The sequence below is a fragment of the Bradyrhizobium sp. LB11.1 genome (assembly GCF_040549385.1).
Taxonomy (GTDB): domain Bacteria; phylum Pseudomonadota; class Alphaproteobacteria; order Rhizobiales; family Xanthobacteraceae; genus Bradyrhizobium.
In genome coordinates this window covers 1-11,484 of record NZ_JBEPTH010000017.1, presented here as the reverse complement: position 1 = coordinate 11,484, position 11,484 = coordinate 1, and the positions used below count along the sequence as shown (strand labels likewise).

Annotated in this window: 12 protein-coding genes and 1 pseudogene; 6 read left to right on the top strand and 7 right to left on the bottom strand. The window is 62.7% G+C overall.

Annotated features, from left to right (window positions below):
• Nucleotides 1-56: 56 nt before the first annotated feature.
• From ABIA96_RS31285 to ABIA96_RS31265, 5 genes are all read right to left on the bottom strand, one after another.
• Nucleotides 57-1,154 (bottom strand): acyltransferase family protein, encoded by a 1,098-nt coding sequence (locus tag ABIA96_RS31285; protein WP_354140876.1) that lies wholly within the window; start codon nt 1,152-1,154, stop codon nt 57-59.
• 90 nt (nt 1,155-1,244) lie between these two features.
• Nucleotides 1,245-2,465 (bottom strand): chromate efflux transporter, encoded by a 1,221-nt coding sequence (gene chrA / locus ABIA96_RS31280; protein ID WP_354140775.1) that lies wholly within the window; start codon nt 2,463-2,465, stop codon nt 1,245-1,247.
• Nucleotides 2,466-2,468: 3 nt separating this feature from the next.
• The gene (locus tag ABIA96_RS31275; RefSeq protein WP_354140875.1) at nt 2,469-3,719 is read right to left on the bottom strand and encodes a multicopper oxidase family protein; all 1,251 of its coding nucleotides are present in this window, start codon (nt 3,717-3,719) and stop codon (nt 2,469-2,471) included.
• Nucleotides 3,632-3,922 (bottom strand): cupredoxin domain-containing protein, encoded by a 291-nt coding sequence (locus ABIA96_RS31270; protein WP_354140880.1) that lies wholly within the window; start codon nt 3,920-3,922, stop codon nt 3,632-3,634. The genes ABIA96_RS31275 and ABIA96_RS31270 overlap by 88 nt, the downstream gene beginning before the upstream one ends.
• 113 nt (nt 3,923-4,035) lie before the next feature.
• Entirely contained in the window at nt 4,036-4,407 is a 372-nt protein-coding gene (locus ABIA96_RS31265; protein WP_502918860.1) for a PadR family transcriptional regulator, read from the bottom strand.
• Nucleotides 4,408-4,764: 357 nt separating this feature from the next.
• On the opposite strand from ABIA96_RS31265, the gene ABIA96_RS31260 reads away from it, so the two are divergent.
• From ABIA96_RS31260 to ABIA96_RS31245, 4 genes are all read left to right on the top strand, one after another.
• Nucleotides 4,765-5,250, top strand: coding sequence for an MFS transporter (locus ABIA96_RS31260; protein ID WP_354140774.1), 486 nt, complete (start codon nt 4,765-4,767; stop codon nt 5,248-5,250).
• 144 nt (nt 5,251-5,394) lie between these two features.
• Nucleotides 5,395-6,213 carry a chromate resistance protein ChrB domain-containing protein gene (locus ABIA96_RS31255; protein ID WP_354140773.1) on the top strand — a complete coding sequence of 273 codons (819 nt, stop codon included), beginning with the start codon at nt 5,395-5,397 and terminating at the stop codon, nt 6,211-6,213.
• Nucleotides 6,214-6,262: 49 nt separating this feature from the next.
• A complete protein-coding gene (locus ABIA96_RS31250) occupies nt 6,263-6,496 on the top strand; it encodes a PepSY domain-containing protein (RefSeq protein ID WP_354140772.1) in 234 nt (77 codons plus the stop codon).
• 17 nt (nt 6,497-6,513) lie between these two features.
• On the top strand, nt 6,514-7,425 hold the full coding sequence (locus tag ABIA96_RS31245; protein ID WP_354140771.1) for a DUF1259 domain-containing protein: 912 nt from the start codon (nt 6,514-6,516) through the stop codon (nt 7,423-7,425).
• 116 nt (nt 7,426-7,541) lie between these two features.
• Here ABIA96_RS31245 and ABIA96_RS31240 read toward each other — a convergent pair whose 3' ends face one another.
• Nucleotides 7,542-8,651: an SMP-30/gluconolactonase/LRE family protein gene (locus ABIA96_RS31240; RefSeq protein WP_354140770.1), complete on the bottom strand. Its 1,110-nt coding sequence runs from the start codon at nt 8,649-8,651 to the stop codon at nt 7,542-7,544.
• Between the two features lie 217 nt (nt 8,652-8,868).
• Between ABIA96_RS31240 and ABIA96_RS31235 the strand changes: the two are divergent.
• Nucleotides 8,869-9,252, top strand: a pseudogene (locus ABIA96_RS31235) (hypothetical protein); the annotation flags it as partial.
• A 203-nt stretch (nt 9,253-9,455) separates the two neighbouring features.
• Complete coding sequence (locus ABIA96_RS31230) at nt 9,456-9,932, top strand: hypothetical protein (protein WP_354140769.1); 477 nt, start codon at nt 9,456-9,458, stop codon at nt 9,930-9,932.
• Nucleotides 9,933-11,153: 1,221 nt separating this feature from the next.
• Here ABIA96_RS31230 and ABIA96_RS31225 read toward each other — a convergent pair.
• Nucleotides 11,154-11,336: a hypothetical protein gene (locus ABIA96_RS31225; protein WP_354140768.1), complete on the bottom strand. Its 183-nt coding sequence runs from the start codon at nt 11,334-11,336 to the stop codon at nt 11,154-11,156.
• Nucleotides 11,337-11,484: the final 148 nt, after the last annotated feature.

The window sequence follows — 11,484 nt, the reverse complement described above, 5'->3', positions numbered from 1 at the left end:
GTAGCCGGCGGATTGTCGTCAGAATGTCGAGACGATGCGGCTTGATTTCACGCGGGCTACCGAGCCTCGAAGCTGGTCCCGGAGAAAAGACGTCCTAGCCTGTCGGCGGTACTGGACAGCGCAAATTTGACCAGCGGATGAGCCCAGCTCTCGAAAAAACGCCAGACGCCGTAGGCGAGGACGAATGCGCCGACCACGATGGCACAGGTGATGGCCACGACGTGCGCTTGCGGTGCCACCGCGGTGAAGATCACGTAGCCGAGCTGCATGTGCAGCAGGTAGAGCGGGTAAGTGACGCCGCCGGCGGCCAGCACGACTTTTGCCGGCAGCGGCAGGCGTTTGATCCTCGTCGCGAGAAACACAAGTCCCAGTCCCACGACGGAGATCGCGGCGACCACCCACGGATCGTAGCTGGCGTGAGGGTGTACGCCGAGCCGTTCCAGCTTGTGGATGGACTGGAAGACGGCGGTCCCGAGCGACAGCGCTGACAGCACCCACCAGCGAAGGTCGCGGCGACCGCGGTAGTGCTGGTAGATCAGAAGGCCGACCGCGAAGAAGCCGCTGTCGTCAGCCATGAAGAGCTTCTCGAAGATCGGCGCGTCGATCGTCAATTCGTTGGCGAAGGTGATCGCGAGCCATGCGACGATGATCGCGTCGATCCGACGCGGAAACAGTCCAAGCGCCATGAAGAGGGCGACCCAAGCATAGAACACGACCTCGATTACTAGCGACCAGTAGGACGTGTCGACGTAGGGCTGACCCAGCATCGGCGCCGCGATGAACAGGTTGGCGAGCCATTGCCTGGTCGTCACCTCAAAATGGCCGGCGCCGAAAAGTGCCGTCGCCGCGAAGGTCAGGGTCATGCAGAGGACGAACGTCGGGTAAATGCGGCTGAAGCGGGCGATGGCGAAGCCGATCGGCGTGCGCCCCTCCGCGGAGTAGGCGATCACGAAGCCGCTGATGGCGAAGAAAACCGGGACGCCGAGGAAGCCGTACTGGGCGAACGGACCCAACGCTGGGAGCGCCACCTGGGTCTCGCCGTGTGAGGCCGGACCCCAGAAGCCGTAGTGGTATAGGATCACGGCGCCGACGGCGATGAGGCGCAGCAGGTCGAGGGCGGGCACCCGCGAGGACTCGGTCCGGATCTGGTCCACGTGCGATCTCCAGATAGACCGGGCATTCTCAGCAATTTCGTTGAAGATTGGCTTAATTCGGCCAGTGAAACCGACCGCCTTTTCCAAATCTCAGATCAGAGCCATCGCGGCGCCGGCCGCGGCGCTGAACGCCACGACGACGAGCGGTGGGGCTCGCCAGGCGACCAGTAAGACGAAGCCTACCAGAGCAATGCCGAAATCCTTGCCTGAGTGGACGGTCGTGGTCCAGACCGGGTCGTACAGCGCAGCGCCGAGCACGCCGACCACCGCGGCGTTGACGCCCCGCATCATCGCCTGGGCGCCGGCGCGCTTCCGGAACGAGTCCCAGAACGGCAGGGCGCCGAGCAGGATCAGGATCCCGGGCAGGAAGATGCCGATGAGGCCGAGCGCCGCTCCGGCGAGCCCATGCGGCTCTGGAGAGACCACCGTGCCGAGGTAGGCCGCGAACGTGAAAAGGGGGCCCGGTACCGCCTGGGCGGCGCCGTAACCGGCGAGGAAGGCGTCGTCGCTCAGCCAGCCGGGCGCCACGAAGGCCTCGCGGAGGAGCGGCAGCACGACGTGGCCGCCACCGAAGACGAGCGCGCCGGAGCGGTAGAAGGCGTCGAACAGGGCGACGCCGGCGGATCCCGTCGCGCCGCGCAGCGCGGGCAGCCCCGCCAGCAGGACGAAGAACATCCCGAGGGTGATCGAGCCCACGGTCCGCGACACTGGAATCTCGACGTGTCCGGATGGTGCCGGCGCGTCGCTGCGGCACAGCCACAGGCCGGCGAGGCCGCCGAGAACGATCGAGCCGATCTGGGCGATCGAAGCAGTGCTGAAGAGGATGATCAGCGCCGCCACGACCGCTATCGATGCGCGCTCGCGGTCGGGACAGAGATTGCGCGCCATTCCCCAGACCGCCTGCGCCACAATGGCGACAGCCGTCAGCTTCAGTCCGTGCAGCAGGCCGGCGCCGACCGGTCCGCTCAGCGCGCCGGCTCCGTAGGCGAAGAGGACGAGGATCGCGGCCGACGGAAGGGTGAATCCGGTCCAGGCGGCAAGCGCGCCTAGGTAGCCGGCCCGCATCAGTCCGATCGAGAAGCCGACCTGGCTGCTGGCGGGGCCTGGCAGGAATTGGCAAAGCCCCACCAGGTCGGCGTAGGCATGTTCGTCGATCCACTTTCGCCGCACGACGAACTCGTCGCGGAAGTAGCCGATGTGCGCGATGGGACCGCCGAAGCAAGTCAGGCCGAGCTTGAGGAAGATGCGCAGCACCTCCAGCGGCGAGCCGCGTCGTGCGGAGATGGTCGTTGCTTCTGCGGTGGTGTCCATGTTTCACGCGTACTCGAACAGGGCCATGAACCCGAAGTCCATGTGCAGTTGCTGATAGCAGTGGAAGAGCGTCGTTCCCGGATTGTCGGCGACGAAGTCGAACTCGATCTCCTGGAAACCGCCGAGCATCACGACGTCCTTGAGGACGCCGGATGTCTGCTTGCCGCCGACCCGCACAAGTTCGAAGCTGTGGCGGTGGAGGTGCAGAGGGTGGATGTCGTCGCTGCCGTTGCGGAATTTCAGACGATAGCGCCGACCCTGCTGAACTTTGTACATCGGCTTCATCGTGTCCATCGAGAACGCTTCGCCGTTCATGGTCCACTGGTTGAAGCCGTTCAGCGCTCCGTTGCGTTTGAGGATCGTGAATTCCATCGTCTCGTCCGGCTTTGTCGGGGACGCCCCAGCCTTGCCGAACAGCGTGTAATCCCACTTGTAGGGCTTCGGTTTCGTCCACTGCGGCTTGCCTCTGGCACCGGCATACTCGACGACAATCCCCATTCCCCGCTTGCGATCGTCGTCGGCAAGGTCGCCCATGACCCAGACGCCCGGGTGATTCATCTCGACGATAGCCGAGACGCGCTCGGCCGTCCCGAGCCAGAGGACCGGCACGTCCTTCAGCGCAGGCACGGGGTTGCCGTCCAGCGCGACGACCCTGAACGAGTGCCCTGGCAGCGCGAGGCTCCGGATCTCGCCGGCGCTGCCGTTCAGCACGTGGAACAGCACGCGCTCGCCTTGCTTGACCCGGACAGGATCGCCATGCCCCAACATCTTGCCGTTGATCGAGAACAGGTCGTAACCCACCTCGAACCCCTTCGTCTTTTCCTGGGCCTCGTCGTCGGACTTCTTGCCGAGGTCCTTCAGATCCTTGACCTCCTCGCCGGCTAGGAAATCCATCGCCATGTCGCCGCCGCGACTGAACGAGGGCGCGAACTCCTTGAGCGTCAGGAAAACCTCGCGATCGTAGGTGCCGGGCTCATTTTTGGGCGCGATATAGACCGGTCCAACCTGGCCGGTATAGGTGCCGCGGTTGAGGTCGGCGCCGGCCACGACGTGGGTGTGGTAGAAGCGGAAGCCGGAGGGTTTCGGTACGAAAGAGATGCGCCGCATCCCATGCGGCGGGACGAAGGGCGTGCCTTCCTCGGCCGCCCCGTCGACGTCGCTCGGTATCATCTGGCCGTGCCAGTGGACGAGCTCCGGCACGTCGGTGTCGTTGTAAACGTCGACGACGGCACGTTGGTCTTCCTCGAAGCGCAGCAGCGGCCCGGAAACTGACCGTTGTAGAGCGTCGTCGAAGCAATGTGGTCGGGCGCCAATTCGGCAAGGCCGGTCGCGATCCGCAAGGAGTAGTCGGCCTTCTCCTGGTCGCCTTGTGCGAGGGCGGGCGACATTCGGGTCTGCAGCCCGACGAGCGGGAGGAGCGCCCCGCCGGCGAGCAGGGAGCGGCGATCTATTGTCATGTCGGAATCCTTCCACCAGGCTGCGCCCCAGCCCGCGGCGGCTTTATCGGGTTCCGATATCGATAACCGATATTCCGATGAAGGCAAGCAACTTCCCGGGTGGAGGGCGGTTCCTATCCCTTCATGGCCTCGCCGGTGAATTCCTTGAGGCGGACCTTGGCCAGCGCGAGCCCTTTTTTGCCCAAAGGCGTGGCACGATATAGCTTTCGGGCGGTGCGGCCCTCGCGCTGCTTGCGGGATTTGAGGTAGCCGCGCTGTTCCATCGCGCTCAGCAGCGGATAGAGCGTGCCAGGACTGAGCTTGTAACCGTGCCGCGCCAGCTCTTCGATGATCCACTGGCCATAGATTTCGTGCTCGGCGGCATGATGCAGGATGTGCAGCCGGATGAAACCGTTCAGCAGATCCTTGAATTTCATTGCAGCGCCTTTATCGGGTTCCGTAAAAGCAGGAACCGGCTCGGTCCTGCAAGGTTGCTGACGATACATCAAAACCGGCCGATCGCCACGGGGCCGACGCCGGCGCAGGGAGTTCGTTCCATGGCTCGATAGGCCTCGGTCACATCGCCTGCGTTTCTCTTCGTGATGACGATGCGTTTCTCTTCGTGATGACGACCGGAATCGTCAACCTGTTCGGCGACATCACCTACGAAGGCGGCGGCAGCATCAACGGCCCGTTCATGGCCTCACTCGGAGCGACCGCTGCCATCGTCGCGTTACGGCGGGCTTGGCCAGTTTCTTGGCTATGCACTGCGTCTGCCGGCCGGCTACGCGGCCGAACGGACAGGACGCTACTGGCTGATCACCTTCGTCGGCTACGTCATCAATCTCTTCGCGGTGCCGGCCATGGCGCTCGCCGGAAGCTGGCAGGTCGCCGCCGCGCTTGTTCTCGCCGAGCGGATCGGGCGGGCGCTGCGCAAGCCAACTGTCGAGGTGATGCTCTCCTGTACGACGGGCGAGCTGGGCAAGGGTTGGGTCTACGCGCGGAACACCGCACTGGACGAGATCGGCGCGACGATCGGTCCCCTCATCATCGCACTGGTCCTCCTGCTGAAGGGAGACTTCCGGACTGGCTACGCCTTTCTGACGATCTCGGCCGCGGCGGCGCTGGTCTCGCTGGTGGTCGCCCGGGTGAACTTCCCGCTGCCGTCACGTCTCGAGCGCGGCCGCACGGCGCCCGCGGGGGACTTTGGCAGCGCCTACTGGCTGTACATGTTGGTCTGGTATCACACTCATCCGCATCACGACACGGGCCGGCAGGTCTACCTTCGGTGGCGAGCGAGTTGCATAAAGGCCTCGCGTGGTTCCGATCTCGTTTTGAATTCTTTGTGACGGTCGCCCGATATTCCCACGTCGCGCGGTAGGACGCAGGTTGACACCAAGTCACTCGTGGTTTTTATTTGCGTTACGGGGATGTGCGATCTCCCCGCGAGGCGTCATGCCCAAGAATCGCGTCCTAATCACCAAGGGCGCAGCATGTCAGCATCGTATACCTCTATTTCCCCCGATAAACTGTCTCGACTGGTAGGCACGGCGGCCGCGCCGACGCTCATCGATGTACGCATCGACGAGGATTTTTCGGCCGATCCTCGCCTGATCCCCGGCGCCGTGCGGCGCTCGCATCTCGATGTCCAGGACTGGGCTTCCCGCCTGACGGGCCAATCCGTCGTCGTGGTCTGCCACAAGGGCAAGAAACTCAGCGAAGGCACCGCGGCCTGGCTCGGTTGTTGCAACGTCGCTGCCGAAAGCCTCGAAGGTGGCCATGTCGCCTGGAAGGAAGCCAACCATCCGACGGTGCCGGACGGCAAGATTCCCAAGCGCGATGGGGGTGGTCGTACGGTGTGGGTCACGCGAGCGCGTCCCAAGATCGATCGTATCGTCTGCCCATGGCTGATCCGCCGTTTCGTCGACACCACTGCGATCTTCCTGTTCGTCGCGCCGTCTGAGGTCGAGGAAGTTGCCGAGCGTTTCGAGGCCACGCCATTCGACATCGAGAACACGTTTTGGAGCCATCGCGGCGAGCTCTGCACCTTCGACGTCATGGTCAAGGAGTTCGGCCTCTCGTCACCTGCCTTGGAGCGGTTGGCGACGATGGTCCGCGCCGCCGATACGGGACGCCTCGATCTGTCTCCGGAGGCGCCCGGCCTGCTCGCGGCGTCGCTCGGCCTGTCGCGCATGTTCGACGACGACCTCGAGCAGTTGAACGCCGGTCTCCAGCTCTACGACGCGTTCTACCGATGGTGCCGCGATGCGACCAAGGAGTTGCACAACTGGCCGACCAACAAGGGCAAGTGAGGCCGAAGGCCTGATGACTTCTGGGGCAGGGACAACCAGGAGATCAGCAATGCGAACATCGACGATCTATCGGGCAGCGCTCTTCGTAGCGCTGGCGGCTGGCTTGGCGCCCGCCCACGCCCTGACCCAGGAAGAGCTGGTCGCCAAGATTCAGGCGGCCGGCTACTCGCAGGTGAGAGACGTCAAGTCGACGGCCGAAGGCACCACCGCCAAAGCGGTGAAGGACGGTAAGCCGGTGACGCTTGTCGTCGACAGCAGCGGCCAGATCAAAGAACGCAACTGAGTTCGAGGAGCAGTACGATGAAACGGACAATTCACGCGCTGTTCGCGCTCGGCGTATGCATCCTGGCACCTGCTTCCGGTTGCTTCGTTTCGGCGGCACATGCGCAGAGCGTCGACTGGCAGAAGGTCGACGAGACGCTGGGGCGCAAGCCCGCCGTCTCGGACGACGTCCACCGCTACGGCTTCCCACGCACCGATCTTTCCGTGACGCTGGACGGCGTGGCGATCAAGCCGGCGCTGGCGCTCGGCGGCTGGGTCGCGTTCAAGCCAGGCCACGGCGGCGCCATGGTCATGGGCGACCTCGTGCTGCTCGAGACCGAGATCAACCCCGTGATGGCGAAGATGATCGCGAGCGGTCTCGAGATCACCGCCGTGCACAACCACCTGCTGCGGGCAAGCCCGGCGACCTTCTACATGCACGTCGCCGGCCACGGCGATGCCATCAAGCTGGCTTCGGCTATCCACGATGCACTGGCCGAGAGCAAGACGCCGCTGACGGTCGCCGCGCCGGCGAGCCTGCCGCCGGCCGTCGATCTCGACACCGCGAAGCTCGACCAGATCATCGGCGTGAAGGGCCAAGCCAACGGCGGCGTCTACCAGTTCAACGTCAGGCGGCGAGACCCGATCACGCAGGATGGCATGCCGTTAACGCCCGTCGGACCGATGGGCGTCGCGATCGGGATCAATTTCCAGCCGACCGGAGGCGGGAAAGCCGCCATCACGGGCGATTTCGTGCTGACCGGCGACGAGGTCAACCCGGTCATCCTAGCGTTGCGGGCACACGGCATCGAGGTGACCGCACTGCACAGCCATATGCTCGACGAGCAGCCGCGCCTGTTCTTCATGCACTTCTGGGCGAACGACGACGCCGTGAAGCTCGCCGAGGGTCTGCGCGCAGCGCTGGACAAGACGGCCAGTACGAAGAGTTGAGCCACAGATTGAGCGAAGGAGTCGCCTAATGCCCTACGAAACCAAACCGCTGCCGTTCGATCCGAAGTCGATCAGCGGCATCTCCGAAAAGGTGCGCGCACCTCCTCACGGCGAAGTCAGGGTTGCGCTGCCAACCGCACGCCATCTGGCCCAATCAGCCCAGCGTAGGGTGCCTTGAACTTGTAGACGGTTCCGCTGACGGCACCTTCCATGTAAATATACTGGTTGTTCTCACCGCCAAAGGCAAAGTTCGTGGCCGAGGAATCACCATTTGGCAACGGTACGTAGCCGATAATGAAGCCACGCGGATCGTACTCGATGACTCCACCGATGCCGCACGCCGCCCAGAGATTCCCATGCACGTCATAGTGGATGCCGTCAGGTCCGCCGTTGCCGGGATTGTAGCTCCCGGCTGTGGCGAAGAAGAATGTCGTGTGCGACGGATCGTTAGCGCAGTCGGCGCAGGCGGGATTCGGCCCTCGCAGGAACGAATAGTACAGCATCCGATTGCTCGCATAATCGGCAACAGCCAGCGTGCCGTCATCCGGCGAAACGGCTATGCCGTTGGGAAAGCTGCCGGTGGTGATGATGCGCCGGAGAATCCCGTCTTTGGAATATTGATAGACCGCGCCGGTCCTATCCGCCGCGTCGGGTCCGGGTCCTGTTCCCCAAGGATCGGTGAAATACAGATTGCCCTCGGCGTCGAAGTCGAGATCATTTGGACCCTTGAAGAGTTCGTTGTGGAACGTCGAAACGAGCGAGCTTAGTTTCTTCGTCTCAGGATCATAGATTAGGACGCCGAGGTGGCGCGTCGTGACGTAAAGCTTGCCGTCATGCCAGCGCGTGCCCTGCGGCTCGCAAGCGGGACCGAGGTCTCCTTTCGGGTTGCAGTTGAATACGGGAACTAGCTTGGCGTCTGGAGTGAGGTAGGACACCCAACCACTGCCAATGGCGACAAACCAGAAGTTGCCTGCTTTGTCGAAGGCCCCACCCTCAAGAAACTTGCCCTGCGGTTGATCATGGATATCCGCAAACAAAGTGACCGGTCCGATGCCCGGCGGCGGCGGCGGCAAGCCCCACGGCTGCACTTGCTCCGGCGATGGAGGACCCGCGAGCGGAGGCGCGGGGATGGACTGCGCTTGCGCCGATGCGGTATGAACGGTTGCTGCAGAGCCACAGAATACGACCGAGAGAACACAGACGGCACTTGCCAATTTCGAGGTCATGACGGTTTCCTCCGACGCTTTTGCTTATTGGTTCGTATTCTGCCCGTACCTCAAGCATCAGCTCGAAACGTGGCATGAACATGGGCGTGAGGCTCTCTTTTCCTGGTGAACCCATCCGTTTTGAACGGCCGTAGCAACAGTCGAGTCGTTTGCGGTTGTCCGGGTCTATGCCACGCTTCCGAACAGGCCTCGTCCGGATACCTCGCGATCCTACCACTCCCCTCGTTCCATTGTTGTGCTGCCCTTCGCTAACCTAAGTGGTAACGCCGAGAAAGACTACTTCGTGAATGGTGTCACAGAGAGCTTGACCGCAGACTTGCCGCGCATCGGGGGTTCGTTCGTGATTGGCCGCCAAACCGCATTCACCTACAAGGCATGGCGCTCGACATCAAAAAGATCGGGCGCGGGTTGAATGTGCGCAACGTGCTCGAAGGTTCAGTTCAACGCAGCGGCAAGCGGTTTAGGGTGAATGTGCAACCTGTCGATGCTGAAACCGCCAACACCTATGGGCCGATCGGCTTTACAAACCGCACGCCGATCTTTTTGACTTGCAGGATGAGACCTGGCGCGGCTGGTTAACATGCTCAATGCTGAGCTACTGCCGCAGAGGCACGTGAGAGAGGGGAGTTATTGACGGACATGTCGTCGCTGGCGGGATAAAGGGCCAGTCCGGCTTTATTTCTTTCCCGGACAGCCGACGAAACGGGCTGTATCCGCCACGAAGCCATTTTCCGGGCTTAGCGAAATACGGTAGAAGCCGGTTCGGCGCATGGTTGCTGCGTAGACAAAACGTCGAGGAAAACCATGCGCATCAGGCACACCCAATTGCTTGCAGTTGCTTTTCTTATCTCGATGGGCTTGCCGGCTTTCGCGGGCTCGACTGCGATGCGGGAAGGAAACTTCAGTCGTTCGCCGTCGAACTATCGCGGTACGCCCTACTCGCCTCCTGCGGGAGTAGGAATCGGCACAACCCGTCCTGTCTATGGGAGCGGCAGTGGTGTGCCGACTTCAAGTGCCGACTTTGTCTATGCGGACCCGCGAATCGTGCCGCCGCCAAGCGCCGTTGAGGCGATTACACCGACGCCGTATCCGACTGTCGGTGAGTCTATTCCATGTCCCTGTATCATACCCGCACCGACTTACTCGTATGTATTGCCAGATGGTGAGTTGGTAGATCCGAGAGAGGATTTACCGAAAGACGAGGAACTGAAGGAATATTGGCGGCGACAATTTACGCCCACGACGGAAACTTATTGGCCCGAAGGTGATGCTGCCGACTAGGATCAGATTCCGGTTTTGCCTCTACTGGCCCAGGCTATTTGACCGGACCTTTTTGTTTCTCGACATATCTTTGAGTGCTCGTCGAGGCCTGAGACCTGGCGTTCGCTACTAGGATCGACCGCCTGCCGGAAGCTCCATTTGCACGGTGGCGGAACGGTAGACGCCCGCGCCGGGTTAGTCCCATGTCGGCGGCAGTTACGGGCATGTTCTTGCTCGGAACATGCCTAGCCGAACCCGGATTGTTCTGGCGGGTCGCCACTTCCCCTCTATTCTGCGCCCCGTCGTATTCGTCCGCGAGGCGCGCTTGGCGAGTGCTTCGATCTCCAGAGCATCGGCCTGCGCTCGATGGGCCGCAACCACCATGGGCGCGGACACGGGCTGCGTAGCGGCGCGAGCCGGACGATCGCGGCCGGGTGGTCATGTCGCGCGAACAAAGAGCCAGCGCTTTGCGCCGGTGCGCACCCAATTCGATAAAAGCTTAATGGCAGAAGGCGGGCGCGATCGAAAGAATGGCGATGCGAGCGTTAGACCTTAGGATCCTATCGCTTCCGATCAGGGCTGTTGCTGATGCCCCGTGCTAGGGGCGTTCAAGTAGCATGACCCTCGCTAAACTTCGGAGTTGTTCCATGTTCAAGAAAGCACTCATTGGACTCGGTTTGACTATCGCTCTCGCGACGGCCCCGACCGTCGCATCTGCACAACGGTTCCACGGCGGTAGTTGGCACGGCGGTGGCTGGGCCGGTGGCGGATGGCGTGGTGGCGGTTGGCGCGGGCCGGGATGGGGCGGCGGAGGCTGGGGCTGGCGCGGTCCTGCGATCGGCCTCGGCGTCGGCTTGGGATTAGCTAGCGCCGCAGCATGGGGACCTGGTTGGGGCTGGGGCGCTCCGGGCTGGGGTGGACCCGGATGGAGCTACGCCAGCTATGGCGGCTGCACCCGTTGGCGCCGGGTTTGGACCGGCTGGGGTTGGCGCCTCGCGCCCGTAAACGTGTGCTGGTAGCAAAGGCAGCGATGCTTGGCGCGCTCGAAGAGGGTGCGCGCCGCATGCCCGGCTCAAGCGTCCCACTCCGCTCTCGTCCAGCGACGTACTTGGAACGCGTCAAGGTCGGGCCTGGCATGTTGCGTCGTACTGAATCGTCCGTGGGCGGCGCGTGGCCGCATTCATGATCAATGGCGAGGCCGCCGTTATTGGAAAAGCCCGGGTGATACCCCGGGCTTTTGTCTTAGCGCCGATGACCGAGTGCGATCCCCAGGGTTCGGGCTTTTTGCCTCAGCGATCCTTCTGTTCGCTTCATCTCCTTTGCAATCTTCGCGACGGGCGTTTTCGCTTTGGAGTGCGCCGTGAGCAGCTTCGTATCAGCAGCTGTATATTCCCTGCGAGCCGCACTTGCCTTTTTCTTTGCCAATGTAACCTCTGTTCCTAGTTTTAAGGTCGCGGTCTTATCATGATCTCGCGAAGTGAGCTGGTCCCGGTTGTCTGAACAGCATCTCCGCATCGATAAGTGGAGGCTCTGCCGGGGTTAGGCTGCCGTGCGGAGCGGCAGCGGGGTGAAG

Bases quoted from the DNA above. Each gene is read 5' to 3' on its own strand.
- ABIA96_RS31270 (WP_354140880.1), bottom strand. From the start codon at position 3,922: ATGACAATAGATCGCCGCTCCCTGCTCGCCGGCGGGGCGCTCCTCCCG.
- ABIA96_RS31230 (WP_354140769.1), top strand. From the start codon at position 9,456: ATGCGCATCAGGCACACCCAATTGCTTGCAGTTGCTTTTCTTATCTCG.
- ABIA96_RS31265 (WP_502918860.1), bottom strand. From the start codon at position 4,407: ATGTATCGTCAGCAACCTTGCAGGACCGAGCCGGTTCCTGCTTTTACG.
- ABIA96_RS31255 (WP_354140773.1), top strand. From the start codon at position 5,395: ATGTCAGCATCGTATACCTCTATTTCCCCCGATAAACTGTCTCGACTG.
- ABIA96_RS31250 (WP_354140772.1), top strand. From the start codon at position 6,263: ATGCGAACATCGACGATCTATCGGGCAGCGCTCTTCGTAGCGCTGGCG.
- ABIA96_RS31245 (WP_354140771.1), top strand. From the start codon at position 6,514: ATGAAACGGACAATTCACGCGCTGTTCGCGCTCGGCGTATGCATCCTG.
- ABIA96_RS31240 (WP_354140770.1), bottom strand. From the start codon at position 8,651: ATGACCTCGAAATTGGCAAGTGCCGTCTGTGTTCTCTCGGTCGTATTC.
- chrA (WP_354140775.1), bottom strand. From the start codon at position 2,465: ATGGACACCACCGCAGAAGCAACGACCATCTCCGCACGACGCGGCTCG.
- ABIA96_RS31260 (WP_354140774.1), top strand. From the start codon at position 4,765: ATGGCGCTCGCCGGAAGCTGGCAGGTCGCCGCCGCGCTTGTTCTCGCC.